Here is a 25,002-nt window from a genome sequence, read left to right on the forward strand (position 1 = left end):
CGGTAATAACGCAAATTAGGCGAAAAATTTATGCAAAATGATTCTGCAGCCAATAGCGCTTCTAGCCTGATACAGACAGGGCGCTATTCGAAGTCGATGGCCGCATCTTCGGCGTACAAATCTGCGTTATCCACCACAACACCGAAGGTGATGGTGCGGTCCAGATTGATTTTTGCTACGCCCGCTACAACAGCTGTTGTAGCGTAAAAAATTGCGATGAAAACCAGCGTTAGCCAGTGGAAGATAATTCTGCAAACTGCTGATGATTTGCGCAAACTAGGCGTAATTAGCGTTTCAGTTAGGGTTAAGTTTTTTCTCTATCTTAGATAGTTAGCGCTTGGCCGCAGCGAGCAGTGCCTCGAATTCTTGAGCAGGTATTGCTTTGGAATAAAACCAGCCTTGTGCATAGTCACAACCGTAACCGGCCAGTAAATCACGCTGCTGTTCAGTCTCTACGCCTTCTGCGATGACTTTTAAACCTAATTTATGCGCCATAACAATAATGGCTTCGCACAATGCCTTATCGTCTGAACCTTCGACTAGGTTGCGCACAAAGGATTGATCAATTTTGAGGTAATCAAGTTCGAACTTTTTCAGATAAGCCAGAGATGAATAGCCGGTACCGAAATCATCCATCGCAATTGCAATTCCAGCGTCACGAAATGTACGGAGTGTGTCAGTAACATTGACCTCCGCATTGAGTAATAAACCTTCTGTTATCTCCACTACTGTCCGGTTAAAAGTCGAATAAATTCAACTGGTTAGCAAAGAGGGGTGGTTCTGTGGCCACCAAATCAGTCTGCAAGGCGCATGAAATATGGGTTTTCTCGAATACAGAGACGGAAAGAATCTGTAGCAACGTGTACAGGGATGCATTGAGTTGAAGTTCCTTCTTAACAATGGCGATGAGCACGTAGGTGGAGACGGCGCACCAGATTTGCGTCTTCACCGCGTTCTCGCTTGTGCCCAAGAATTTCTTGATTCGTAAGTGCTGCTTGATCCATTTAAAGAACAACTCCACCTGCCAACGGTTCTTTTCTTGTATAGCGCCGCGATGATCAGAGCCGGCAGGGTTGTGTTGTTGGTCAGAAAGATGAGTGTCTTGTCTGTTTCGGGGTCCTTGAATCGAATGCGCCGTAGGTGCTCAGGATAATGTTGGGAGCCGTAAAAATCGTTGAGTGCGATGGCTTGATCGCACACCACTCCTGTTGTTCTGTCCGTGTTGGCCGAGTACATGCGCCTAGCGTTCATGTTGGTCTTGGCACGCGTTACAAAGAAAGCTCCTAACTGATGCATCCGATACAGACGCGCAAAGTCCAAGTAGCCACGATCCATCACGTAAAAAGCACCCACCTCAACGCTCAGGATATCGAGCACATTAACGTCGTGCATCTTGCCGTCACTGATGTGAATGAAAGCGGGAATCGCGCCGCGAAGATCCAGCAACGTGTGCAATTTGATGGCCGCCTTGGACGAGCGAAATGGTGCCCACTCGAACAGACTCAAGCACAGATCAATGGCTGTTGAATCCAACGCATAGACCGTGTTTGTCAGACCCAACCCGAGGCCCTCGTCGCAGTAAAGCTTGCGCGCCCGGCAAAACAGCAAGGCTGCCAAATCGGACCAAATTCGCCAATCCCGAGCATCGTTGGCGTCGGCCAGTGTGGAGCGATGAACGGCATGGCGCAGGCCCATCGAATAGAGCTTGCTGGCGTTGGCGCCCAACGTCACCTCGATATCACGCAGACTCTCACGCCACGTTAACTGAGCAAACGCCATGACTCGAAATTGCTCGGCACAGCTCAGCCGACGCACGCCGGAATTGCCGCTGTAGCTATCCACGATGCGCGTAAAACTCGTCCAAGGCACGAACTCCATGAGTTGTGCAAACAGCGTCTTGCCGACATTCATCGCGAACCTTTCGGAGTATTAACTCCAGAAAGGTAGCTAAAAGTGAAGAAACAAGATTCAAATCGGCACCAAACAAAATCGAACGCTAGGCCGCACCAGCATTGGGTTTCGGTGATTTCACCATGCGTTTAACCGGACAGCAGTGAATTTATTCAATAATTGAAACATTTTTTGAGTATTGCTGTTTTAGGATTATTTAAATCAGACCCTATGCAGACGGTCAGAGGCTTTCTACATAGAGTCTGAATAATTACTTTTTTGTACAAAAAAAAATTACAGTGCCCCAACGCGTAAATATTGAGGTTTTCACTAACCCATTACACGGCGCTTATGCATGCTGTGAGCGGTTTATATTGCGCTACTAAAGCGCTGAAAAACAGGTTTCGGCCACCATGCATTGTTTTTTGATTTTTGCGCACCATGTACTTTTAATTCCCATGCGCAGTCAGGATGAATTTGACACTCTTAGTGGCCGTCGTCTCTTGGTGCAATATTGCGCTTGCTTAGTCGGTGCTTGAAATGTGCCGTATGCAAGTACCGCATCGAATTAACTTCGCTGAGACTCACGCCGCAACCCACCCACTGCCAATTTACTCACTCACTACAGAAAGAATCACCATGAAAAAAATCCTAATGCTATTGACCTCGCATGACCAACTCGGCAACACAGGCGCGAAAACTGGTTTCTGGCTGGAAGAGTTTGCCGCCCCGTATTACGCCTTTAAGGATGCAGGCGCTGCCATCACACTGGCTTCTCCATTAGGCGGTCAACCACCGCTAGACCCCAAGAGCGACGACGCCGCTTCGCAGACCGATGCCACGCGCCGTTTCAAAGCCGATGCGGATGCCCAAGCACTGCTTGCCAGTACGCATAAATTGAGCGACATGAGTGCTGGCGCTTTTGATGCGGTGTTCTACCCCGGTGGTCACGGCCCACTGTGGGACTTGGCGGAAGACAAAAACTCTATCGCCCTAATTGAAGCCATGTTGACGGCGGGTAAACCGGTAGCAACTGTGTGCCATGCGCCCGGCGTTTTGCGGCACCCCAAAATCGGCGGTAAATCCGTCGTGAACGGCAAGACTGTGACAGGTTTCACCAATACAGAAGAAGCCGCTGTCGGCCTAACCGACGTCGTTCCTTTTCTGGTCGAAGACATGCTTAAAAGCAATGGCGGCAGTTACTCCAAAGGTGCGGATTGGCAACCCTATGTGTTGACCGACGGCTTGCTGATTACCGGACAAAATCCGGCCTCATCAGAGCCAGCCGCACATGCCTTGCTGGACTTGCTGAAAAAGCTCTGAGCTAAAGCGTTAGCTGCGCATTAAGGTCAGCTGCCCTGGGCCGTATCAATAGCCTGCTGCGGCGCTATGTTGACAAGATTGCAATGCGCTTATCGGCGCTTGCGCCGCTATGCTTGTCAAATGATCAATTTTGACTTTACCCCAGCAGAAATTGCTGTACTGGCCCAAGCTGACGTCGCCCGCGCACTGGCTGAAGATGTCGGAGCAGGGGACTTGACAGCCTCTTTGATAGACCCCAGCCGGCGCGTCCGTGCCAGGGTTTTAGCGCGTGAATCGGCTGTGATTTGCGGCGCACCTTGGGTAATTGCTACTGTGAAAGCGCTAGACGCCAGCGCCAGCATAGTCTGGCATGTGAGTGAGGGCCAACGCTGTCACTCTGAACAAGTAGTTTTAGACATTGAGGGCAATGCCCAAGCCTTGCTAACGGCAGAGCGCACAGCGCTTAACTTTATGCAGCTACTCAGTGCCGTGGCCAGCAAAACAGCTAGTTTTGTCGAAGTCGTTAACCGCGTTGCAGGCAACCGTGCGCAGATTGTTGACACGCGTAAAACTATTCCGGGCTTGCGCTTGGCGCAGAAATACGCGGTAAGAATAGGCGGTGGAACCAATCACCGTATCGGCTTATACGACGCCATCTTGATTAAAGAAAACCATATCGCCGCGGCCGGCGGCATCACCGCCGCATTAAGACAGGTGCAAGCTTCGCTTGACTCTAGCGGGCAAAAGCCTAAGTTTGTCGAAGTGGAAGTTGAAACGCTGGCTCAGCTCGAAGAAGCTTTGGCAGCCGGCGCTCGCATGGTGTTACTTGACAACATGTCTTTAGAGCAACTGCGCCAAGCTGTCGCCATCAACGCAGCAGCTGCTATGCCGGCCGTACTAGAGGTGTCTGGCGGTGTGAATATGGACAGCGTTCAAGCCATTGCAGCTTGCGGCGTAGACCGCATTTCTATCGGTGCCCTGACCAAAGATGTGAAAGCGACCGACTTTTCAATGCGCTTTGACAATCTATAAATACAAACGCCATGAACACCAACGCTACAAACACCAACCCAATACACACTCTGATCGATGTGGAATACGAGCAGCCCGCCTGCTCTACAAAACTCAGCTGGGCGCGTGTGCCGCAAGAACCCAGTCAGAGCGAGCGTGCAGCGCTAAAAGACAAAATCACGCGCCTTTTAAAAGAGAAAAATGCGGTCATGGTGTCGCACTACTACGTGCATCCAGACTTACAAGATTTGGCTGAACAAACCGGTGGCATGGTCAGTGATTCGCTTGAAATGGCTCGCTTTGGGCGCGACCATGGCGCGCAAACGCTGCTGGTGTCGGGTGTCAAATTCATGGGTGAAACGGCTAAGATTTTGTCGCCCCACAAAACCATTTTGATGCCTGATTTGGACGCCACCTGTTCGCTAGACTTGGGCTGTCCGATCGCTGAATTCAATGCCTTTTGTGACGCGCATCCCGACCGCACGGTAGTGGTTTACGCCAATACCAGCGCCGCGGTTAAAGCACGTGCAGATTGGGTCGTCACCAGTAGTTGCGCGCTGGATATCGTGCGCGCTTTGAAAGACAGCGGCCAGAAAATTCTTTGGGCCCCGGATAAACACTTGGGCGGCTACATTCAGCGTGAAACCGGTGCCGATATGGTTTTTTGGCAAGGCGCCTGCATAGTCCACGACGAGTTCAAAGCGTTTGAGCTGCAAGCCCTGATGAAGGAACACCCGAAGGCCAAAGTGTTGGTGCACCCCGAGTCGCCCAAAGACGTGGTGGCGTTGGCAGATGCGGTGGGTTCTACCAGCGCAATTCTCAAGGCCGCGCAAACTTTTGAAGCGAGCGAATTCATAGTCGCCACCGACATGGGCATGCTACACAAACTGCGCACGCTCAACCCCAGCAAGACCTTTATCGAAGCGCCCACTGCTGGCAATAGCGCGACTTGTAAGAGCTGCGCGCAGTGCCCTTGGATGGCCATGAATGGTTTGGCCGGTGTGGCGCAGGTGCTGGAATACGCTAGCCAGCAAATTGTTATAGACCCTGCCCTTAGCGCGCGTGCGCGTTTGCCGATTGATAGGATGCTAGCCTTTACCGCGGGCTTAAAAAACGGCTATGCAGCCGGTAGCTTGGTGCGCGATATTGGCGCGGCTTGATGGGCGTTTTTTCGTGTCAGAGCAGGTAGTGGCGATTGGCAAAAAAGGTGGTTAAAAAACGTTCTTTGTGCAGCTGCTAGAAGGCGTCAAACCATGCGCGTTTGAACTCAAGCAAGGCACGCATCCGCCCAGTGTTAGCGACAGATGATTTTATTTTTCGGGAAATAAAGTCGTGGCAATAGCGGCCTCTAATGTGTGGGGATAATCCCGGCTGTAGTGCAGGCCGCGACTTTCGCGGCGGGACTTCGCGCTTTGGATGATGAGGTCAGCAACCTGCACCAAGTTGCGTAGTTCCAGCAGATCGCGCGAGACATGAAAATTGGCATAAAACTCGTGAATCTCCGCCTGCAACAAAGCCACGCGGTGAGCCGCGCGCTCTAAGCGTTTGTTGGTTCGCACTATGCCAACGTAGTCCCACATGAAGCGGCGTAATTCATCCCAGTTGTGCGAGATCACTACCGACTCATCAGCGTCGGTCACGCGGCTGTCGTCCCATGCGGGCAGGCTCAAATTCGTCGCCGCTTGTCCCGCTTGGCTTACCAGTTCAGCGGCAATAAAGTCTGCGGCTGCGCGTGCAAACACCATGCATTCGACGAGTGAATTTGATGCTAATCGGTTCGCACCATGCAGGCCGGTACAAGCGGCTTCGCCGACTGCATAAAGCCCAGCTATATCGGTACGGCTGGATAAATCCGTGCGCACGCCGCCGCAGGTGTAGTGGGCGGCTGGCACGACCGGAATCGGTTGCTTTGACATGTCTATGCCGAGCGCTAAACAGTTGGCGTAAATATTGGGGAAATGCTCTTTTATAAACGCCAGTGGCTGGTGCGATATGTCTAGGTAGACGCAATCAAAGCCGCCTTTTTTCATTTCAAAATCTATCGCGCGGGCCACGATATCGCGGGGCGCTAGTTCAGCGCGGCTGTCGTGCGCCGGCATAAAGCGCGTGTCGTCTGGTAGCAACAAGCGCCCACCTTCTCCGCGAACCGCTTCGCTGATTAAAAAAGACTTGGCATGCGGGTGAAACAAACAGGTGGGGTGAAACTGTATGAACTCCATATTTTGCACACTGCAACCGGCTCGCCAAGCCGCAGCAATGCCGTCGCCGGTGGCGGTGTCGGGGTTTGAGGTGTAGAGGTAAACCTTGCCAGCGCCGCCTGTCGCCAAAATCGTGTGCGGCGCTTGAAAGGTCAGGACTTCGTCAGTGTCGTTGTCTAGCGCGTAAAGACCGACGCAGTGGTTGATGCTAGGCGGCGCAGAGTTTTGAGCCAGTTTGGCGCTGGTGATTAAGTCCACCAATGTGTGGTTTTCAAACAGCGTCACGTTTGGGCTTTGCTTGACTTTTTCTATTAGCGTTTGCTGCACAGCGGCCCCGGTGGCATCGGTCACATGCACTATGCGTCTGGCGCTATGACCGCCTTCGCGCGTCAGGTGTAGCTGACCGGCTTCTTGTGAAAAAGGCACACCTAATTTTTGCAACCAAGCAATGCTGCTAGGCGCTTGTTCGACCACAAATTGCGTGGCCTTTAAGTCGCACAAACCTGCGCCTGCAACCAAGGTGTCGTCCACATGGGCGGCAAAGCTGTCTTCTTTGTCCCAGACCGCAGCAATACCGCCTTGGGCCCAGCCACTAGAGCCTTCGCTTACCGCGCGTTTGGTGAGAATGGCGACTTTGTATTTTGGCGACAAGAGTAGGGCGGCGCTTAGACCGGCCAAGCCACTGCCGACAATGAGTACGTCAAACTGAAGTGTTGAGCTGCTTGAAGTTGCCGTCATGAGATGAACTTTAAAAGTTGAAAAATTAACGTTGCCGTTTGCGGCAGTTACAGTGCGCGGTCAGCCCAAGTCTGTTGAACGTCAACACGGCAACACCAAGCTATTCGTCGCTAAAGACTTGATAACAAGCGTGAGTTTTTATAAATCCTAGCGCAAACGTGAATCACTTTGGGGTAAGCAAACCGCCTCGGCTTTGTTTGCCCCAAGTTTGCGTGCCGGTTAAAAAATAAAACCATCCCCAAGCTGCGCCTAGGTGACGTAAAAGCTGAAAACTAAACGGTTCAATCAACGCCGCTAGTAGCGCCAAGCCAAAACTGAGGCGATGAGTAGTGTGCGCTAGCTCGCCTTTATTGGCCTCGGTTTGAGCCCAACGCTGGTACAAATAAACCGACCATAAGTGAAACACCAGATCAATCGCAATCTTGCTGCCTATCACCCAGCCGACCGGGGCCAACACACCTAGCGAGCCTTTGAGCAAAAAGTAAATGAGTAAAAAGAAAGCCGTTAATCCATACAAGGGTTGCAACGTATCCACCGCTTTGACCGGTAGCATGGCCAAGCCCAGCCAGCCGTGGCGGCGGTCGCCCACCATATCGCGATACCAAAATTGAGTTTGCAAAAAGCCGCCAAACCAACGCCTGCGTTGACGTAAAAACGCACCTATAGTGCTGGGTGCCTCAGTACGGGCGCGGGCTGTGCCCAACACGCGAGTGGTCCAGCCGCGCCCAGCAAGCATGCCAAAGCGTCGCAAACGGTGAATCAACTCGTAATCTTCGACCAAACAGTCCGGGTCAAAGCCGCCAACTTCTATCACAGCGCTACGCCTAAAGCCGGCAAACGCGCCGGATATAAGCAACAAGCTGTTGACCTGCATCCAGGCATAGCGGGATAAAAAGTTACGTATGTATTCGTAGGTTTGAAACCATTGAAACAAACGTCCACTGAGCGAGGCATCGCACACGGGAGTGAGCACCCCGGTAGCGGCGACTAAATTAGGCTCGTTTGAGAATGCGTCGCGCACTGAGCCAATGGCTTGGGCTTCCAGCAAGGTGTCGCCGTCTACCGTGAGGACTATGTCTGTGTGCATCTGCACAATAGATGCGTTCAGCGCAACGGCTTTGCCGCCATGCGGCAGACGCAGCCAGCTAATCGTTGGATGGGTTGGGCTAGCTGCGCTCATCAATCCCATATCCGGCGGCGTCAAGCCGTAGAGTTCGAGCATGACGCTGGCAGTCGCGTCGCTAGAGCCATCATCAGCCACTACGATTTGGTCGGGCGGGTCGATTTGCGCCAACAGCGCAGCAAGCGTTATGGGCAGCACAAGCGCTTCGTTGTGGGCAGCCACAATGACGCCCAAACTAGCTCGGTTGGCTGGCTTAGTTAGATTTGTTGGGGCGAGACTTTGATCGTTGTCGGTAAAGGCAAAGGGCAGGCTGCCGCCAGCCAAGTCAAAGGTTTTCCAAAACACAAACACCAGTAGCAGAGTGTCGTAAGTCACATACGCAATGCCGGTAGACCAAGCGAGCGCACCGCTGTAGCGAAAAGCCATGGCAAACAAAAACACCCATAACAAGACAATGCTTAGGTGAATAATTACCGCACGCAGCGGCGTTGGCGGAGGGCTGTAGCGCGGCGACGCAGCCTTAAGAGACAACGAAAGTGATGACAGCAAAACACAGCCCTAGCCAAAAATGAAAGTGAAATGGAAAGATTCGAAATGCAATAAGCGCTTAGCTAAATTGCAGTGCTAATGGTTTTTGTCGTTGGTAGTTGTTTGTCAACTGCAAACGCTTAGCACGACTACCGCATCTTTGTGAGGCTGATCTGCTGTTCGATAAAAGTGGGTCTCGTATTCGATCGTTATCAAACACTTAAGACACCAAGCTGTTATCTTCAGCAATTGTTGTACTTGTTGTGTTTGTAAATGTAAGTGTATGACGAGCAATCTTCACTACACACTTTTAATCACCCTTATGGCGTCTATCTCTACTGTCTCCACCAACACTCGGTACACCCGCACCGCCATGGTTTTTCATTGGTTAGTCGCATTGCTAATCAGTGCAAATATTCTTTTGATTTGGATCGTGGACTTGCTGCCCGACGAGCGTCAGCGCTTGGCTATTGACACGCATAAGTCACTGGGTATCACCGTGTTGGGGCTGGCTGTTTTACGATTGTTGTGGCGCTTTGCACATCAACCTCCTGAGTTGCCGGGCAGCTACGCTCGCTGGGAACGCCGTGCCTCTAAAGTCGCCCACGGACTGCTTTACGCCTTGATTTTTTTAATGCCCTTGTCTGGCTGGCTACATGACTCAGCCTGGAAGGACGCGGCCACTCACCCTATGCAATTGTTTGGTTTGGTGCCGTGGCCGCGCATTAGTCTGATCATGAACTTAGAGCCCGCCACCAAAGAAATGCTGCACGACGCATTTGGTGCACTGCACGAATGGGCTGGCTTTACGCTATATGCCTTGTTTGCCTTGCATGTTGCTGGCGCGCTAAAACATCAATGGCGCGACAAACATAAAGAGTTGCAGCGGATGTGGTCTTAAATAAAACTGTTGTGAGTCAACGGCAAGATTTTTTTAGCCTCGATATTTCGTGACTTTTAAAGCCAGTCATAGTGACGTATGCAATGCGCAACCTTTAAATAAAAACGCCAGTAGATAAGTTTGACTGCTTGGTAGGCGTTGAATGTTTATTTTTAGGTAAATTAAAAGCCACTCTAAGGTGGCCATTTATTTTTTTAGAATTTTTAATTTAATTTAAAAATCAGAATTTATAGCCAACGCCAAAATTAAAGCCGTTGACCGTTTCCTTATCTTTGTTCAGATATTGCATGTAGTCTGCATTCAATGAAATCTTAGGCGTGATTGCGTAGCTAACACCTGCACCATATGAAAAACTACTCCAGCTGCCGGTGCTAGTGTCGGCGGTATCAGAGACGGTAGATTTCGTACTTGCAAAACCTACGCGACCAAAAATTTCTATTTCGTTATTGAGCTTAATCTTAGGTTTTAGATATAAGCCGAGCGCATTGTTTATTTTAAAATTTGCATTCGCAACGCTTTGACCGTTAGCGGTGATTGAGGAGGTACCAACGCCAAAAGCGACCATGCCTTCGACGGCTAGATTGGGATTGAATTCGTAACCCACAATACCGCGCAGTGCAGAAGGCTTTGTCTCAATGTTAAAGCCCCTCCGGTCTATTTCAACCGTGGTTGCGGTGTACGCGAGTTCAACATAAGTTTGAGCTTGTGCTGCTGCACATGCCAATAGGGTTGCTGAGACGAGAATGATTTTTTCATGAATAAATTCAAATTGAAGTTGATAAGGGTTTGAATTCTGAATCAATTCTTACTAATTGATCAATAACAAAACACTTAGATTGTCTTGTTTGGACAACAACAAAGTATTCATTTAGAAAATTTCGGCATGAATAACCGTGAATAAACAGTCTTGATGATTGGTTTTTTTAACTTGTTGAAGCTGCAATTTAGATTGCAACATGCGGTCATAAATGAGTGAAATATTCATCAGTTTTCTCGCGATACACCTAAATTTTTTTTCGTCGCACTCTCATCAAGGTCGTACACATCACGGCTGATATTTAAACGGCGTTTAAAAATGCAAAACGGCTTTATTTTTTTGGTCTAAAAAAAAGAATATCTTGCTTCTAGATAACCGGGAATTTCATCTGCTTCAAACCTTAGCAAGTTAAGATGTTTATCAAGATGCCGCCCAAAAGCTGACGAAAAACCAGGACGACAAAGAATGAAGCAAGAGTTAAATAATGAGAAAAATAGCGTTGCGGGTGAGACATCCTTGCTGATAGATGCCCAATTTCTTGAACTGCTGCGCCAGCAAATGCATAAATTTGCAACACAACAACTATCCGACAGCGACTTGGCTGAAGATGCGGTGCAAGAAGCTTTAGTGGGTGCGCTTAAAAACGCCAAATCTTTCACCGGTCGCGCGTCGCTTAAAACTTGGGTCTTTGCTATTTTAAAAAATAAAGTTGCCGATGTATTGCGGCAAAAGCAGCGCTTGGTCTACACCGGCAGCCTAATACGTGAGGACGATGACAACGAAGATTTATCCGAGCTTTTTAATGCCAAGGGATTTTGGCAAATCGACGAGCGACCTTCGACTTGGGGGAATCCGCAAGAATTACTGCATCAGGGGCAGTTTTGGAAGGTGTTTGAACTTTGCCTAGAAAATCTGCCGGGCATGCAAGGTCGTGTTTTTATGATGAAAGAATTCATCGAACTAAATTCGAATGAAATTTGTACTGAAGCCAACATTACAGTGAGTAACCTCAACGTGTTGCTATACCGTGCCCGTTTGCGCTTGCGCGAATGCTTGGAAGACCGCTGGTTTAAGTCCGAAAGTGCTGCATGTTAAATTGTAAAAATGCGACGCGATTAATTTCTGAATCGCAAGAAAGAGAGTTAATGCTGCGGGAGAAAATGCCGCTAAAAGTCCATCTCATGATGTGTTCGGCTTGCAATAACTTCAAATTACAAATGCCATTTTTAAGTCAGGCCATGCGTTCTTTCTCTCAATGGGAAGGTGTTGACGCCGATGACAATATTTTTAAGACCGTCAAGCCATCTAGGCAAGACAATCTAGATAAGTAAACCCAATGTTCAAACTTCAAAGTCGGGTCTGAATATGTTGGATCGCCAGGCGACTGCCTTGATAAAACCCGCTGTTTTGTATCTGGCGAAACTGGTTAAACGCGCAGGTATTACGGCGAATCAAATTAGCCTGATGGGTTTTTTGATTGGTATGGCAGCTGCTTTTTTGATTGCAAACAGTGCTTATTTAACTGGCGCTGTAGTGATACTTTTGTCTCGAAGTTTGGACGCATTAGACGGCGCTGTCGCCCGCTTGAGCAAACCTACTGATGTGGGCGGGTTTCTCGATATTGCTTTTGACTTTTTGTTCTACGCCAGTATTCCCTTGGCTTTTGCGTTGAGCGATCCAGAGCGCAATGCGTTGCCTGCTGCTGTAATTTTGGCGGCATTTATAGGTACGGGTTCTAGTTTTTTAGCCTTTTCCGTTATTGCTACAAAGCGCGGCATGACTAGTCTTGACTACCCTGATAAGTCTTTTTTCTTTTTGGGCGGTCTAACTGAGGCGACGGAAACTTTAATCTGTTTTATCGCCATGTGTGTTTATCCAGAATTTTTTATCGAACTGGCTTACGGCTTTTCCGCCTTGTGCGCCATCACCACTGTCACACGCATTTGGTGGGGCTATAAGGCGTTTTCATAAATCTTATTTTTTTTGAACGATTAGCCGTTTCAAATTTTATGTCGGGCAATCCAATGGTCAATAGACAATTTTCCCGGGCCATAAACCATTAAGAACAGTAGCACAGCAGCCCAGGTGCCGTGGGTAGGGTAGGCGCCGGGATACACCAGTAGCTGTATCGTCATGGTCATACCTAGCAAGGCTAATGCCGACAAGCGCGTGGCCAATCCCAACAAGATGAGTGCGGGAAACAAATGCTCCGCAAAAGCCGCTATTGGAGCGGCTATTTCGGGTGAGATGAACGGCAGTTGATATTCACTTTCAAACAAAAATTTCGCCGAATCAGACAGTCGTGGCCAACCCAAACTTATATTGCCACTAACGATATTGAGCACAAAGCCTTCGACCTTGGTTTGGCCTGATTGCCAAAACACAGCAGCAATCGAAAAGCGTGCAATAAAAGCGATCAAGGTGTGCGGTATACGGCTGCAAAGATGCACAAATGTTTGCGTCAAATTAACGAGAAGATTGCGGCTTGTGGTGGCGTTAGGCTTCATGGTTTTATGTCTTTGTTAGAAATATTAGTGATGAGTTTTAGCCTAATCAAGCTCGCTAATAGGGTGCCCAAATCAAAGTCTTGATCGTGTTCTGTAGCGTTATCTGCCGCTAGTGCTAGACCTTCGCCCGTCATCAGTTGCGCAATAAATATGCCGTCAGCGCGGCTTAAATGTTGCAGGTCAACCTGCAGCTCTTGCCTGTAGATCAGCACTGTTTGCGCCACTGTGGGGTCTACTGTTTCCATCGCCAGTATGTCTTGATGTGCGGCCCATAGCGACCACACGGCATGCGAAGACTGCAGTAATTGCACCGAGGGGTGAAGCACGATTTTCAGTTCTGCCAGTGCCTCTGGATTGGCCAGTGCTTGGCCTAACATTTGCTGCGTCACTGGTTCTGCATCAGCGGCGTGATAGGCACTAAGCCTATGCATTTCTAGCCTTGCCACGTCAGGCAGATACGCCAGTGAGCGCGCCGGTGGGAAGGTCTGAATAAAATCTGCGAAACTTAAACCCAGCCACGTGAGTACTCGGGTTTTGACTGGATTGGTTTGTATGAAGACGCGTGCCATAGCCCGAAAAAATTCCTCACCTACCAGCGCCTTGGTAACTGGAAATGTGTCGGCCAGTGCATCAACTAATGAGACCACCACGTTGTTGCGATAGACCGCAAATCTGACGGCGGGATCAGATCCATTCCAGCAATATAAATCGTTGGGTACGGCTAATTGAGCATCGAGCAAGGCGCGAGAAAAGTAGGCTTGATCGCTCATGGTGCGGGATAAAGCAAAGCTAGCTGCTGATCCGCAAGCGCGACTTCTGCCACCAGCATGGACAGTGGCGGGACATCGTTATCGCGCTCTATCAATGTGGCAACCGGCCCTGTTAACTCAAGTGCGTGCGCATATAAATCCCACACAGCTCGGCTCACTGGGCTGCCGTGGCTGTCAATCAATAAGCGATCGCCCGCCGCATCGATTTGTTCGGCAAAGCCCGCTAGGTGAATCTCGCCCACTTGTGCCAACGGCAGGGCGCGCAAGCTAGCGACGGGGTCGCGGTGATGGTTGATACTTGAGACGTAAACGTTATTCACATCTAACAGCAAACCGCAACCCGTGCGCCGCACTACTTCTGTGATGAAGCTAGCCTCGTCCATGGTCGACGTTGAAAACTCCACATAAGTGGCTGGATTCTCCAGCAACATGCGCCGTTTTAAATGTGATTGCACTTGGTCTATATGTTCGCAAACCCGCTCTAGCGTGGCTTGTGTAAGGGGAAGCGGCAGTAAGTCGTTTAAATAAGTATCACCGTGGCTTGACCAAGCCAAATGTTCAGAAAAAGAATCGGGCTGATATCGCTCTAGCAAGAGCTTGAGCGCATTTAAATGTCCCTTATCTAAGGGCGTCTCAGCGCCAATCGATAGCGCAACGCCATGGATGGAGAGGGGATAGTTCTCGCGGATTCGGGTCAGGTAATGGTGAAAAGGACCACCTGCGACCATAAAATTTTCAGCATGTACTTCAAAAAAGCCAACCTCTAGTCGACTATCAAGTACATCCTGAAAATGCCCTGACTTCAAACTTGTACCCGCGCGCTTAGGCAAAGTAGTCAAGGGTGCAGCACTCGACTTGTTAAGATTCATTCGAGTATTCCTAAAAATTTCAGGTGCTGCGTTAGAGGCGGTAGTGGCTTAATTGCTTAAGCCTTCTTAGCGGTGAAAGCTTCCAGTTGACCCATGCCAGTGGCTGAAGTTGACGATGGTGTTTTCAGGCAAGTACCGGTAGGAACCATTTTCCATGCATTGGCTTGAAAGTCGACTTTTGAAGTGCCTGCACATGTGGTGCCCGGGCCTGCAGCGCAGTCATTTTTTGCTTTCAGTGCGACGCCAAAACATTTCTCACCATTGCCAGCAGCAAGCGCTGGGGCTGCGGCCATTGTCATCGCTGCACCAAACGCCATGCTCAAGACCGCAGCGCGCGCGCATGCTGAGTTAGAAATTTTATTCATTTTGAAATCCATCCATTTATAAAAAGTTAATGAGATCAGCAAGGCTAAAAATTTAGCCTTGCCATGACTGTAGTCGCACCAGAGTTTGATTTATTACACCGATTTAAGATGATTCTTTTTCATTTCATTTCCTTACAATTTATGTAGTACTTTATTATTAATTTGTATACATTTTTTATCTATCCTAATGTTGTTCGGAAAAAGCTTACACGTGTGGTCTTTGCGCTGTTTAGTGGGCGTTCAAGCCTAGCTTGGGATTGACCAAAGGGCAGACTTTGGCGTTGCTGTCTGATTTTTTGTAGATCCTAGTGAGTCAAAGCTCGACAGTTGTCGTCACCTGATTTTTTCACGATCTATCCCCGCAGCGGCGGGGAGATAAAAGCTATTAACCGACTCCGAAAGAAATATTGACTGTGATGTAACAATTGGCGTAATTCAAACGACTAAAAGCAACCGGTCTATTGCCAGCAGTCGACCTTAAAGGAAACCCCCGATGCCGTTTTTTAAGCCATTATTTGCAGTTTTTCTCGCCGCCGTGATGGCGTCTAGCAGCTTCGCCGCTGAGCCAGCGCTCAAGTTTGGCGTCGGCCTGTTTCAGCCCGACAAGGAAAAAAACGACGCTACTTATCGTCCTTTGGCGGATTATTTGGCCAAGAAGTTAGGTCGGGCGGTTGAACTGCGAACCGTCGACAGTTGGGAAGGTTTGGCCAAATCCTTATCCACGGGTGAGACGGATATTGCATTGCTAGGGCCGTGGGGTTATGTGCTGGCTAACAATCAAGCCAATGCCCAAGTTGTGTCGACCATTCTCTATGACGGCAAACCCGAATACTTTGCCATTATGGTCACCCATCCAAATTCAGGCATCAATAGTCCAAAGGACTTGAAAGGCAAGACTTTTGCATTCGGCGATAAAGGCTCTACCTCGGGTTATCTGATTCCTCTGCACTACTTTATGCAGCAAGGCATTGATCCCGAGACTTACTTCAGCAAAGTGCTCTACACCAAACACCAAGCCATTGAAGTGCAGGTCACACAGGGCGCTCTAGATGCTGGCGCTGACTACAACCGCAACCGCAACGCCATGATTGAGCTCGGGCTGATTAAGGCTGAACAATCAAAAATTTTCTGGCAGTCACCAGCGCTGCCCAATGATGCTTTTGCGGTTAGCGCAAGTTTGTACAAAAACAAAGCGCTGATCGAAAAAATTCAAGCGGCTTTGCTTGAAGTCGGTGCTGATCTTAAGTCGCAACCAAACTTGCTGCCTGCGCATTACACCGGGTTTGTGAGTCGTGACGATGGGTTTTATAAACCGATTCGGGATGCTGGACTCGCCACTGGAAAACTTCAGGTTAAGTAAACCCTCTTATGTTGCAAAGGCTAGTGGCGCATTTTTTTGGCCGTTTTGGTTTTTTGAGTCTGAGTTTGGTTTACGCCTGCCTTGTGGTTGTTTGCTTGTCGCAATTAATTAGCGATGGTGATTTATCGTTGGGCCGGCGTCCGCTACAAAACTTGATGCAGACTGCGACTGAATTTTCTTACCCCAGTTTTTTAGATGTTTGGTTTGGCAACCCGCGTCTGGAATATGTCAGCAGTGACGGCACTGTACTGCGTGTAGAAAACCGACGTGTTGTCGAGACTAACTACCTGCTAGGCCTAGCCCGCGCCACATGGACTACCTTTAGTATTGCAACTTTGGGCTCGTTGTTAGCCGCTGTTCTGGCCTTGCCACTCGGTGTGTTGACGGCGCGTAATCTGGCTGCGCCGCGGTCGCTGCGTTACATCGCCAAAGCGGTTTTGGATGTGGCTAGATCTATTCACACTTTAGTCTTTGGTTTGGTCTTAGTGGGTATTGTTGGGCTGGGGCCAACGGCTGGCATATTAGCGATAGCGCTGCACTCAATGGGTACTTATGGAAAGTTATTTTCTGAGTCGATTGAGACACTCGACATTGCCGCCATAGACGCTGTTCGTGCCGTCGGTGCTGGACCTATGCAGATTTTTTTCAACGTTATCTGGCCATCAGTTTTGCCGCAATTTGTCTCTAACCATTTGTATGTTTGGGAATTTAATATTCGCGATTCAACAATTCTGGGCGTGATTGGCGCGGGTGGATTGGGCCTATTAATCTCAGAAGCGACTTCGCTGTTTCAATGGGGACGCTTGTCGACGGTTTTGATTGTGATTGTGATTTTGGTGTCTAGCTTTGATGCTTTGAGCCGAAGAATTCGCAAGGCTCTTGCGTGAGCGCGAGTGCAGTTGTTTTTCTCGATTCAGTCAAATGCAAATCGGGCGCTGACTTTGAGCTCAGTATTGATTCGCTCACAATTGAAGCGGGTGAGCGGGTCGCTATCGTGGGGCATAACGGCGCTGGTAAGTCGACTCTGTTTCGCCTGCTCAGCGGCTTTATTGCACCCGACCAAGGGAGCGTTCAAATTTTGCAACGCGCGTTGCATACGCCGCTCAATGCCAAACAAATGCGAGGGCTTCGCTCTGAAGTCGGTCAAGTCATGCAAGGCCTGCATTTGGTGCAGCGTTTGAGCGTGATTGAAAACGTGTTGATTGGCTGCCTTGGACGCTTTCACGGCTGGCGCAGTTGGGCGCGTATTTATCCCGAGTCTGAAGTGACAGCAGCCTGTGATGCCTTGAATTCAGTCGGACTGCTGGCCTATCGCGATATGCGTACCGATAGCCTGTCTGGCGGTGAACGCCAAAAAGTCGCTATCGCGCGTTTGTTATTACAGCGCCCGCGTTTGATTTTGGCGGACGAACCGACCGCCGCCTTAGACCCGACTGCTGCGCGTGAGGTGTGTCAGCTCATGACGAAAGCGGCTGCCCAATCCACTTTAGTTTGCATAATCCACAACCCAGCTTTGCTGCCATTGCTAGCTGACAGAGTGATTGGTTTGAAAAATGGTTTTGTCGCTTTTGATTTACCGGTCTCTGCGGTAGATACGGCTTGCCTTGAGGCGCTTTACAGTTCCGACAACACGCTAACTTCTACGCTTTTAGCTGCTGAGCACAACATAGAAAACTCAAAAATTACAACCAGGGTTGCGGTATGAATGCGTCTAATGAAAATCCCGGCAGATCTTGCCCGCTGGCCTACCGCTATGGCGCTGCTGCGCTGGCGACAGCGCCCATCGTATCGGCGCAAACACTGTATGTAGTCGGCGGTTTGTACGGGAACGCCCAGGCGCTAGACGCAGTCGATATTCTGGCAGCGCAGGAAAAATCAAAACCGACGATTTGTTTTAACGGTGACTTCAACTGGTTTAACGTGGACGAGCCGGGGTTTGCGTCTATCAACCAACGCGTGTTGGCGCATCACGCGATTGCTGGCAATGTTGAGTTTGAATTGAGCACTGCCATGACGGACGCTGGTTGCGGCTGCGCTTATCCAGACAATGTTGATGACAGCCTGGTCGAACGATCCAACCGCATTCATACGCGCTTGAAGTTAACCGCTCAAATGTTTCCTGAAATTTTGCGTCGTTTATCTAGCTTGCCAATGTTCGCTAGATATTCTGTGGGCGATGCGCAAATCGCTGTGGTGCATGGCGATGCAAACTCTTTGTCCGGTTGGTCATTTGATGCGGCTGAGCTTGATAAGTCGGCTAATCGTGCGTCGATTGTTCAAGCATTTGCTGCGGCCAAGGTAGATATTTTTGCCAGTACGCACACTTGCTTGCCCTCTACCCGCCGCTTTGATTTGGCGCATGGCATGGGTATTGTGGCTAACAATGGCGCTGCGGGTATGCCAAATTTTCAAGGGCAACACGCTGGTCTACTCACCCGTATCAGCATTCATCCTTGCCCACATGCTCGGGTTTATGGCGTCAAGCAGGCAGAGGTCTACATAGACACTATTTCTATTGACTACGACACCAGTAGTTGGTCGGAGGCGTTTTTACGCAACTGGCCCCAAGGCTCTGACGCGCATGTTTCTTATTGGGCGAGAATTCAAGACGGACCCAGCTACCAAGTCAGCCAAGCTTTTAAGCCAGATTAATATTCCAGTGGTTTGAGTCACTGATTTTTAGTGGCTTAAAAATATTTTCTATTACCGCAATAAAAATACGTATCAACTGCGTGATGGCTGCGTGATGGCTGCGTGATTTATCGTCATTTCTATTCGTCTTTATCTTGGGTAAAAAAATGGACAAGCTTGCAAGCTTACTGACTTACTTTTCAATGAGTGCAGGTGTTTTTTATAGCGGCAATATCTGCGGCATCCATGACTTCGCACAAGACAAATTACGCGGCCATATTCACCTGATTAATAGTGGCGCGGTGCAAGTCATAGGCGTGCAGATTTTGGCACTTGAAATCACTGAGCCGACCTTGCTGTTTTTGCCCCGACCAGACAGACACAGGCTGGTGACCGATGACTTGGCTGGTGCGAATGTTGTTTGCGCAACGGTTCAGTTCGGGGGTGGTGGTGGCAATCCGATTACAGACTCTTTGCCGCCAGTAGTGCTGGTCAAGCTCTCTGAGTTGTCAGGTGTCGACTCACTTTTAGCGTTGATGTTTGACGAAGCATTCTCTGATCAGTCTGGCCGTCAAGCCATATTGGACCGCTTGTGCGAAGTATTGATGATTCGCTTGCTACGCCACTGCATTGAGAAAGGCTTGACCCAAGGCGGAACCTTGGCTGGTTTGGCAGACCCGCGTTTAGCCAAAGCCTTGATCGCTATGCAAGACCAACCTGCGTTTGAGTGGAGCTTGAAAAATATGGCCGATTTAGCCGGTATATCACGCGCCCGTTTTGCCGTCAATTTTCGGTTAGTCACGGGTGAAACGCCGGCTGACTATCTAGCCTCGTGGCGCATCATGACGGCACAAAGATTACTCAAGCGCGGCCAACCACTCAAAACCGTGGCCGGTAATGTGGGTTACGCCAGCGCCAGCGCTTTAGCCCGCGCCTTTTCTCGCAAGTTGGGCTGCACGCCTACTGAATGGATGAATCAACAACGCCATTCGTCTGACTTGCCTGAGCCTGCGCAACAGGCGATGAATCACAGCTTAGAGTCGGTTTAGTCAGTCAATTTTGTGTCTGTAAAGCTGGTAGGCGTACTTACTAGCCGATACAAATTCGATGAGATTCAAAGTCTGTCTAGGCCGATGAACTTCCGTGCTATGCGATATTCAAGGCTTGGCTGATGTTAGTTTTTACATCTGCACAGCTGCACGATTTTTTAGAAATCGCCCAAGTGCTTATTAATTAAGCGCAATGAGTGCACTAATCAAAATCTCCCATCTGCGACGCAACCAGCTAGCCAATTAACTGTATTTTTTTAATGACTTTCATGCCCTATCTAAAGCCAAGCCTTGCCTTACGTCACCTCGTTTTGGTCCTTTCATGACTCGCCAATTACTGGCCTTGCAAGCGCGTTTGACGGCGCAAACCGGACAAGCTCAGACGCTCACCCTAATGCTAGATAAGGGCTTGGCCCATTGGCATGCGCGCTGGATCGGTCATGGCTTGATTGCGCGTGTGCCAAAACAAAGCCAGATGGGTTTAGATCCGGTTCACAATTTGGCTTACGAAGCCGCCTGTTTTACGCACGCTGCAGCCAGTGAGCACACGCCCCAGCTACACCAAACCATAGCGCCAGACCATGACTTGCCGTGGGGTGCTTTGTTGGTGGAAGAAATTACCGGATCTGCTGCAACAGCCCAAGACACGGTTCAAGCGGTGATGCTCAGCCTAGCGGCGCTACACAAATTGCCCTTGCCGCCAGCCAATGCGCGTGCGCCCTTGCTAGATGCGCCAGAGCCGGCTCAAGATCTGATTGATTTAATCAATGTGCAAGCAGTCCATCTCAATCACGCTGGCATCGATGCCGACACTCGCCAACGCGTTAACGCGCGCCTGCAAGCCACACGCATTGAACTGCCTATTTGTTGCGCAGGTTTGCCCAAACGCTTAATTGCTTTTGATGCCCATCCGGGTAACTTTCTTATCCGTGATAACGGCCAAGCCATACTGGTCGACCTGGAAAAAATGCGCTACAGCTTTCCACCTTTGGACTTGGCGCATGCAACGCTCTACACCTCAACAACTTGGGACGTGCATAGCGCTTTTGAATTGACGACACACCAAGTCGCACAGGCTTATCAAGTCTGGTTAAGCGCTATGGGTGAGGCGGCTGCGCCGTATAAGAAAACCCTAGTGCCGCTGCGTGAAGCGATGTGGCTTTGGTCTATGACTTGGTGCGCCCAGTGGCTGAGCGAATCAGACCAAAACGCCAAGACAAAGCCGGGTGGTCAAGACTGGTCGACGCTGCACAGCGATGCTGCGCTGATTGCCCATGTGCGGGCCAGAGTGCAAGACTTTCTTGCACCTAGGAGCGTGCAGCGGGTGCAGCACGAGTTTGAACAATTGCGCCAAATCTTGGCTTAAGAATTTCTCTACTGCGTGATGAGTCTTAAATTTTTTGTACCATCAGTGTAAGAAAATAGTTCTGTTGCGCGACCAATTTTTACTCTTTGAAATATTGCGAATGAAAAAAATTCTGATCTTGTCTTTTCTGAGCTTTGCAATCCATGCGCAGGCTCAAACCCAAACGCCACTCTCGGTTGATTGGCAAAAAATTCAGGCGCAAGCGCGTGGTCAAACCGTTTACTTCAATGCGTGGGGCGGTAGCGAAGTCACCAACGCATATATTGACTGGGCGGCTAAAGAGGTCAAATCCCGCTACGGCGTAGCGCTACGCCACGTCAAAGTCACAGACACCGCGGATGTCGTCAAACGTGTGCAAACTGAAATGGCGGCCGGTAGAGTCAAGAATGGTTCGGTCGATTTAATCTGGCTTAATGGCGAGAATTTTGGCCATCTTAAAAATGCCAACTTACTCTACGGCCCTTGGGCTGAAACGCTGCCCAACTGGGGTGCGGTGGATTTAAATAAGCCGGTGCGCAGTGATTTTTCTGTGCCAACAGACGGACTTGAATCGCCTTGGGGTACGGCGCAACTGACTTTTATCGCGGATAAAAAAACCACGGTGATGCCGCCGCACTCGGCCAAAGAATGGTTGCAATTTGCAAAAGCCAACCCGGGCCGCACCAGCTACCCCAAGCCGCCAGACTTTCATGGCACGACTTTTTTAAAGCAGCTGTTGATCGAACTCACACCGAATCCCGTGCTGCTGCAGCAACCGGTGAATGCTGCGGTTTTTAAGACCGCGACAGCACCGCTATGGGACTTTCTCGATCAATTGCATCCCTTGCAATGGCGTGAGGGCAAGGCTTTTCCGGCCAGCGCTGCGGCCATGCACCGTATGCTGGCCGATGGTGTGCTGCGCTTATCACTGACTTTTAATCCCAACGAAGCGGCCAATCTGATTGCCAGTTTTCAGTTGCCAGCCAGTGCTTACAGCTTTGGCTTTACCGCTGGCACGCTGGGCAATGTGCACTTTGTGGCGATTCCTATTAACGCCAAGGCCAAGGCTGGCGCGCAGGTAGTGGCTAACTTTTTACTCTCGCCAGAGGCACAGGCGCGTAAAGCCGATATCAGTGTGTGGGGCGACGGCAGCGTGCTGGATGTCGCTAAATTACCAGCAGCCTTACAGGCCAGTTTTGCTAAAAAAGTACCCGGTGCATTACTCGTTAGCGTGCCCCTTCTCGCCGAGCCGCACGCCAGTTGGGTTGATGCTTTAGAGGCCGAATGGTTAAAGCGCTACGGCAGCAACTAAACTTTTCACGGCGCATACGTTTGACGGATAACCCACGCACGCTATGGCTGGCAATCTTGCCGGTGCTGCTCATCATCGCGCCGGTGTTGCCCGGTTTGTACTGGGCTTTATCACCCGCATGGGAAGCCCAAGTCTGGCAGCAATTGTGGTTAGACCCCCAGTTGCCGCAGGCGCTTGAGTCGACCTTGATCTCATCGCTATTAGGCAGTTTTTTAGCTGCACTGAGTGCCGCAACGCTGGCCATGCTGATCTACCCGAGTGCCTTGTGGATACGGCTGCAGCGGCATTTAGCGCTGCTGCTGTCAGTGCCGCATGCCGCTTTTGCTGTAGGTATGTTTTTTTTGCTCTCGCCTTCAGGTTGGCTGGCGCGTGCTATTGCGCCTGTGTTGGGCTGGGTCAGTCCACCGACTTGGATTAGTGTGCAAGACCCGTTCGGCCTGAGCTTAGCCTTGGCGCTGGCGATCAAGGAAAGCTGGTTTTTGTTATGGGTCTTGATGGCCTTATTGGGCGAGCAAGCGGTCAGCCGCCAAATGCTGGTGGCGCGTTCACTCGGTTACGGACGGCTACAAATTTGGCGTGCTGTGCTGTGGCCGCAACTCCTGCCGCGTCTGGCCTGGCCGATGGCGGCGGTGCTGGCGTATGGCTTATCCGTGGTCGATATGTCCTTGGTATTAGGCCCAGGCACACCGCCGACTTTGGCGGTGCTGGTGTGGCAGTGGTTGATTGATGCCAATCCTGATAAACAAGCTTTAGGTGCGGCTGCATCCCTGCTGCTTTTGGTATTGCTCTTGGCTGTGGGTGGGTTCGCACGTTTGGCATGGCTGGTTTATCGGCGACAAAAAAAGCAGCATTTACCCACTGGTAAGCGCCAACCAAGGGCTGCACCAGCTTGGCTAAAACTGCATATTCCGCTGCTGGGGATTGGCTATTTAGTGGTCGCCTTACTGCTGCTGTGGTCGCTGGCTGGGCCTTGGTTTTTTCCTGATTTTTGGCCGCAAAGTTTGACCTTGAGAAGTTGGCAAGGACTTAATTGGCAACCGTTTTGGACTACTTTGTGGTTGGCCACAGCGTCTAGTGTGCTGTGTGTGGCCACTACCTTGGTCTGGTTGGAGTGGGGGCCAAAGCGCTTTAACGGCATTATTTATTTGCCCTTAATCGTGCCGGTTTTACCCTTGGTTGCGGGCCAGTATGCAGCGCTGCTCAGGCTGCGACTCGACGGCCAAGCTCTAGGCGTTTTGTGGAGTCATTTGCTCATGGTCTTGCCCTATACCTTGCTGACCTTGGTGGGCGCTTATCGCGCTTTTGATGCGCGTTTAATGACCTGTGCGCGTGCTTTGGGTCACTCACGTTTGTCGGCTTGCTTGCAACTTAAGTGGCCGTTATTGCAACGCCCAATCGCCGCTTGTTTGGCCATCGGTTTTGCCATTAGCGTGGCCCAGTATTTACCCACATTATTTGCCGGCGGCGGCCGTTTTGCCACCGTCACTACCGAAGCCGTAGCCTTGAGTGCGGGCGGTAATCGCCGAGTGCTGGCGGTGCAAGCGCTGCTGCAAGTGGTTTTACCTTTGGCGGCTTTTGCGTTGGCTGCGCTTTGGCCGCGCTTTAATAGCCGTAACCGATTGGGATTGCGCTGACATGCTGCAGATTGAAAACCTCACACTGCGCCGTGCTGCACAGCCTTTATTTGAAAACTTGGAGTTGCGCATTGCGCCCGGTGAAGTGCTTACCTTGATGGGTGCTTCGGGTTCGGGTAAATCGACAGTGCTGAACTGGATGATTGGCGCACTCGATCCAGTCTTTAGCGCCAGCGGCAGCTTGTGGCTCAATGGCCAACGCGTAGAAGGTTTGCCGACAGAGCTGCGCCGCATCGGCATTTTGTTTCAAGACGATTTGCTGTTTGCGAATATGAGCGTGGGGCAAAACTTGGCGTTTGCTTTGCCGGCTACTATTCGCGGGGCCGCACGGCACGAACGAATTGCCCAAGTGCTGGCTGATGTGGGTCTGGCGGGTTTTGCAGAGCGTGATCCAGCGACCCTATCCGGCGGTCAGCGCGCGCGCATTAACTTGATGCGCGCTTTACTAGCCCAACCGCAGGCTTTGCTGCTTGATGAGCCCTTTTCAAAACTCGATGTGCTGCTGCGTGAACAGTTTCGCGCTTGGGTGTTTGAACATTTGCAGCGCGCTGGCATTGCCACTTTGCTGGTCACACATGACCCACAGGACGCGCCTGCGGGTGGTCGAGTCTTGAATGTGAGTAGCTGGCAAAAATCGCAACTCTGATACGTTGGGTGACATGAACGAGATGCAAAGTAGCCTTAAAACATAAGTCCGTCCTTAATATAGATG

The 25,002-nt window shown here is 50.3% G+C and carries 24 protein-coding genes and 2 pseudogenes; 16 read left to right on the plus strand and 10 right to left on the minus strand.

Annotated elements, in window-relative coordinates; all coding sequences use genetic code 11:
- Positions 1-83: 83 nt before the first annotated feature.
- The 3 genes and pseudogenes from HC248_RS04220 to HC248_RS04230 all read right to left on the minus strand — a co-directional run bounded on the left by HC248_RS04220 (position 84) and on the right by HC248_RS04230 (position 1,911).
- Complete coding sequence (locus HC248_RS04220) at positions 84-275, minus strand: hypothetical protein (protein ID WP_168921414.1); 192 nt, start codon at positions 273-275, stop codon at positions 84-86.
- Between the two features lie 55 nt (positions 276-330).
- Positions 331-729, minus strand: a pseudogene (locus HC248_RS04225) (EAL domain-containing protein); the annotation flags it as partial.
- Between the two features lie 7 nt (positions 730-736).
- Positions 737-1,911: pseudogene (locus HC248_RS04230) on the minus strand (IS4 family transposase).
- Positions 1,912-2,529: 618 nt separating this feature from the next.
- On the opposite strand from HC248_RS04230, the gene HC248_RS04235 reads away from it, so the two are divergent.
- From HC248_RS04235 to nadA, 3 genes are all read left to right on the plus strand, one after another.
- Positions 2,530-3,213 carry a type 1 glutamine amidotransferase domain-containing protein gene (locus HC248_RS04235; protein ID WP_168921415.1) on the plus strand — a complete coding sequence of 228 codons (684 nt, stop codon included), beginning with the start codon at positions 2,530-2,532 and terminating at the stop codon, positions 3,211-3,213.
- A gap of 120 nt (positions 3,214-3,333) precedes the next feature.
- Entirely contained in the window at positions 3,334-4,224 is an 891-nt protein-coding gene (nadC, locus tag HC248_RS04240) for a carboxylating nicotinate-nucleotide diphosphorylase (protein WP_168921416.1), read from the plus strand.
- An 11-nt stretch (positions 4,225-4,235) separates the two neighbouring features.
- Positions 4,236-5,363 carry a quinolinate synthase NadA gene (gene nadA / locus HC248_RS04245; protein ID WP_168921417.1) on the plus strand — a complete coding sequence of 376 codons (1,128 nt, stop codon included), beginning with the start codon at positions 4,236-4,238 and terminating at the stop codon, positions 5,361-5,363.
- A gap of 150 nt (positions 5,364-5,513) precedes the next feature.
- Here nadA and nadB read toward each other — a convergent pair whose 3' ends face one another.
- Both nadB and HC248_RS04255 read right to left on the minus strand, forming a co-directional pair.
- Entirely contained in the window at positions 5,514-7,139 is a 1,626-nt protein-coding gene (nadB, locus tag HC248_RS04250; RefSeq protein WP_168921418.1) for an L-aspartate oxidase, read from the minus strand.
- 163 nt (positions 7,140-7,302) lie between these two features.
- A complete protein-coding gene (locus HC248_RS04255) occupies positions 7,303-8,811 on the minus strand; it encodes a glycosyltransferase family 2 protein (protein WP_202882415.1) in 1,509 nt (502 codons plus the stop codon).
- A 301-nt stretch (positions 8,812-9,112) separates the two neighbouring features.
- Here HC248_RS04255 and HC248_RS04260 point away from each other — a divergent pair, with 301 nt between their 5' ends.
- Positions 9,113-9,691, plus strand: coding sequence for a cytochrome b (locus HC248_RS04260; protein WP_168923665.1), 579 nt, complete (start codon positions 9,113-9,115; stop codon positions 9,689-9,691).
- A 220-nt stretch (positions 9,692-9,911) separates the two neighbouring features.
- On the opposite strand, the gene HC248_RS04265 is transcribed toward HC248_RS04260, so the two are convergent.
- Positions 9,912-10,493, minus strand: a complete 582-nt coding sequence (locus HC248_RS04265; protein WP_168921419.1) for a porin family protein — start codon at positions 10,491-10,493, stop codon at positions 9,912-9,914.
- A gap of 420 nt (positions 10,494-10,913) precedes the next feature.
- Between HC248_RS04265 and HC248_RS04270 the strand changes: the two genes are divergently transcribed.
- Genes HC248_RS04270 through HC248_RS04280 form a run of 3 tightly spaced genes read left to right on the plus strand, consistent with a single transcriptional unit; the run spans position 10,914 to position 12,419 of the window.
- The gene (locus tag HC248_RS04270; RefSeq protein ID WP_168921420.1) at positions 10,914-11,543 is read left to right on the plus strand and encodes an RNA polymerase factor sigma-70; all 630 of its coding nucleotides are present in this window, start codon (positions 10,914-10,916) and stop codon (positions 11,541-11,543) included.
- Positions 11,537-11,779 (plus strand): zf-HC2 domain-containing protein, encoded by a 243-nt coding sequence (locus HC248_RS17450; RefSeq protein ID WP_202882416.1) that lies wholly within the window; start codon positions 11,537-11,539, stop codon positions 11,777-11,779. The genes HC248_RS04270 and HC248_RS17450 overlap by 7 nt, the downstream gene beginning before the upstream one ends.
- 34 nt (positions 11,780-11,813) lie before the next feature.
- The gene (locus HC248_RS04280; RefSeq protein ID WP_168921421.1) at positions 11,814-12,419 is read left to right on the plus strand and encodes a CDP-alcohol phosphatidyltransferase family protein; all 606 of its coding nucleotides are present in this window, start codon (positions 11,814-11,816) and stop codon (positions 12,417-12,419) included.
- 29 nt (positions 12,420-12,448) lie between these two features.
- Here HC248_RS04280 and HC248_RS04285 read toward each other — a convergent pair whose 3' ends face one another.
- From HC248_RS04285 to HC248_RS04300, 4 genes are read right to left on the minus strand one after another with little or no spacing between them, the layout of a single operon-like run.
- Positions 12,449-12,955, minus strand: coding sequence for a DoxX family protein (locus HC248_RS04285; RefSeq protein ID WP_168921422.1), 507 nt, complete (start codon positions 12,953-12,955; stop codon positions 12,449-12,451).
- The gene (locus tag HC248_RS04290) at positions 12,952-13,725 is read right to left on the minus strand and encodes an HvfC/BufC N-terminal domain-containing protein (protein ID WP_168921423.1); all 774 of its coding nucleotides are present in this window, start codon (positions 13,723-13,725) and stop codon (positions 12,952-12,954) included. Before HC248_RS04290 ends, HC248_RS04285 begins: the two co-directional genes overlap by 4 nt.
- Complete coding sequence (gene bufB / locus HC248_RS04295) at positions 13,722-14,594, minus strand: MNIO family bufferin maturase (protein WP_168921424.1); 873 nt, start codon at positions 14,592-14,594, stop codon at positions 13,722-13,724. Before bufB ends, HC248_RS04290 begins: the two co-directional genes overlap by 4 nt.
- Before the next feature lie 56 nt (positions 14,595-14,650).
- Entirely contained in the window at positions 14,651-14,959 is a 309-nt protein-coding gene (locus HC248_RS04300) for a BufA1 family periplasmic bufferin-type metallophore (RefSeq protein ID WP_168921425.1), read from the minus strand.
- Between the two features lie 493 nt (positions 14,960-15,452).
- Between HC248_RS04300 and HC248_RS04305 the strand changes: the two genes are divergently transcribed.
- The 9 genes from HC248_RS04305 (at position 15,453) to HC248_RS04345 (ending at position 24,936) form a co-directional block, all read left to right on the plus strand.
- On the plus strand, positions 15,453-16,319 hold the full coding sequence (locus HC248_RS04305) for a phosphate/phosphite/phosphonate ABC transporter substrate-binding protein (protein WP_168921426.1): 867 nt from the start codon (positions 15,453-15,455) through the stop codon (positions 16,317-16,319).
- 8 nt (positions 16,320-16,327) lie between these two features.
- Positions 16,328-17,206 carry a phosphonate ABC transporter, permease protein PhnE gene (gene phnE / locus HC248_RS04310; protein WP_168921427.1) on the plus strand — a complete coding sequence of 293 codons (879 nt, stop codon included), beginning with the start codon at positions 16,328-16,330 and terminating at the stop codon, positions 17,204-17,206.
- Positions 17,203-18,024, plus strand: coding sequence for a phosphonate ABC transporter ATP-binding protein (locus HC248_RS04315; RefSeq protein WP_168921428.1), 822 nt, complete (start codon positions 17,203-17,205; stop codon positions 18,022-18,024). Before phnE ends, HC248_RS04315 begins: the two co-directional genes overlap by 4 nt.
- Positions 18,021-18,971 carry a hypothetical protein gene (locus HC248_RS04320; protein WP_168921429.1) on the plus strand — a complete coding sequence of 317 codons (951 nt, stop codon included), beginning with the start codon at positions 18,021-18,023 and terminating at the stop codon, positions 18,969-18,971. The genes HC248_RS04315 and HC248_RS04320 overlap by 4 nt, the downstream gene beginning before the upstream one ends.
- 146 nt (positions 18,972-19,117) lie before the next feature.
- A complete protein-coding gene (locus HC248_RS04325) occupies positions 19,118-19,999 on the plus strand; it encodes an AraC family transcriptional regulator (protein ID WP_168921430.1) in 882 nt (293 codons plus the stop codon).
- 322 nt (positions 20,000-20,321) lie between these two features.
- Positions 20,322-21,365 carry a phosphotransferase gene (locus tag HC248_RS04330; RefSeq protein ID WP_168921431.1) on the plus strand — a complete coding sequence of 348 codons (1,044 nt, stop codon included), beginning with the start codon at positions 20,322-20,324 and terminating at the stop codon, positions 21,363-21,365.
- A 100-nt stretch (positions 21,366-21,465) separates the two neighbouring features.
- Entirely contained in the window at positions 21,466-22,656 is a 1,191-nt protein-coding gene (locus HC248_RS04335) for an ABC transporter substrate-binding protein (RefSeq protein WP_168921432.1), read from the plus strand.
- A gap of 20 nt (positions 22,657-22,676) precedes the next feature.
- The gene (locus HC248_RS04340) at positions 22,677-24,290 is read left to right on the plus strand and encodes an ABC transporter permease (RefSeq protein WP_168921433.1); all 1,614 of its coding nucleotides are present in this window, start codon (positions 22,677-22,679) and stop codon (positions 24,288-24,290) included.
- 1 nt (position 24,291) lies between these two features.
- Positions 24,292-24,936 carry an ATP-binding cassette domain-containing protein gene (locus tag HC248_RS04345; protein ID WP_168921434.1) on the plus strand — a complete coding sequence of 215 codons (645 nt, stop codon included), beginning with the start codon at positions 24,292-24,294 and terminating at the stop codon, positions 24,934-24,936.
- The last annotated feature ends 66 nt before the right edge of the window (positions 24,937-25,002 follow it).

Source organism: Polaromonas vacuolata (assembly GCF_012584515.1).
GTDB lineage: Bacteria > Pseudomonadota > Gammaproteobacteria > Burkholderiales > Burkholderiaceae_C > Polaromonas > Polaromonas vacuolata.

What these genes read in the sequence shown, in the direction of transcription:
- HC248_RS04320 (WP_168921429.1), top strand. Translation starts at nt 18,021, where the DNA reads ATGAATGCGTCTAATGAAAATCCCGGCAGATCTTGCCCGCTGGCCTAC.
- phnE (WP_168921427.1), top strand. Translation starts at nt 16,328, where the DNA reads ATGTTGCAAAGGCTAGTGGCGCATTTTTTTGGCCGTTTTGGTTTTTTG.
- HC248_RS04270 (WP_168921420.1), top strand. Translation starts at nt 10,914, where the DNA reads ATGAAGCAAGAGTTAAATAATGAGAAAAATAGCGTTGCGGGTGAGACA.
- HC248_RS04280 (WP_168921421.1), top strand. Translation starts at nt 11,814, where the DNA reads ATGTTGGATCGCCAGGCGACTGCCTTGATAAAACCCGCTGTTTTGTAT.
- HC248_RS04300 (WP_168921425.1), bottom strand. Translation starts at nt 14,959, where the DNA reads ATGAATAAAATTTCTAACTCAGCATGCGCGCGCGCTGCGGTCTTGAGC.
- HC248_RS04335 (WP_168921432.1), top strand. Translation starts at nt 21,466, where the DNA reads ATGAAAAAAATTCTGATCTTGTCTTTTCTGAGCTTTGCAATCCATGCG.
- HC248_RS04345 (WP_168921434.1), top strand. Translation starts at nt 24,292, where the DNA reads ATGCTGCAGATTGAAAACCTCACACTGCGCCGTGCTGCACAGCCTTTA.
- HC248_RS04330 (WP_168921431.1), top strand. Translation starts at nt 20,322, where the DNA reads ATGACTCGCCAATTACTGGCCTTGCAAGCGCGTTTGACGGCGCAAACC.
- HC248_RS04235 (WP_168921415.1), top strand. Translation starts at nt 2,530, where the DNA reads ATGAAAAAAATCCTAATGCTATTGACCTCGCATGACCAACTCGGCAAC.
- nadB (WP_168921418.1), bottom strand. Translation starts at nt 7,139, where the DNA reads ATGACGGCAACTTCAAGCAGCTCAACACTTCAGTTTGACGTACTCATT.
- bufB (WP_168921424.1), bottom strand. Translation starts at nt 14,594, where the DNA reads ATGAATCTTAACAAGTCGAGTGCTGCACCCTTGACTACTTTGCCTAAG.
- HC248_RS04290 (WP_168921423.1), bottom strand. Translation starts at nt 13,725, where the DNA reads ATGAGCGATCAAGCCTACTTTTCTCGCGCCTTGCTCGATGCTCAATTA.
- HC248_RS04285 (WP_168921422.1), bottom strand. Translation starts at nt 12,955, where the DNA reads ATGAAGCCTAACGCCACCACAAGCCGCAATCTTCTCGTTAATTTGACG.
- HC248_RS04325 (WP_168921430.1), top strand. Translation starts at nt 19,118, where the DNA reads ATGGACAAGCTTGCAAGCTTACTGACTTACTTTTCAATGAGTGCAGGT.
- nadA (WP_168921417.1), top strand. Translation starts at nt 4,236, where the DNA reads ATGAACACCAACGCTACAAACACCAACCCAATACACACTCTGATCGAT.
- HC248_RS04260 (WP_168923665.1), top strand. Translation starts at nt 9,113, where the DNA reads ATGGCGTCTATCTCTACTGTCTCCACCAACACTCGGTACACCCGCACC.
- HC248_RS17450 (WP_202882416.1), top strand. Translation starts at nt 11,537, where the DNA reads ATGTTAAATTGTAAAAATGCGACGCGATTAATTTCTGAATCGCAAGAA.
- nadC (WP_168921416.1), top strand. Translation starts at nt 3,334, where the DNA reads ATGATCAATTTTGACTTTACCCCAGCAGAAATTGCTGTACTGGCCCAA.
- HC248_RS04305 (WP_168921426.1), top strand. Translation starts at nt 15,453, where the DNA reads ATGCCGTTTTTTAAGCCATTATTTGCAGTTTTTCTCGCCGCCGTGATG.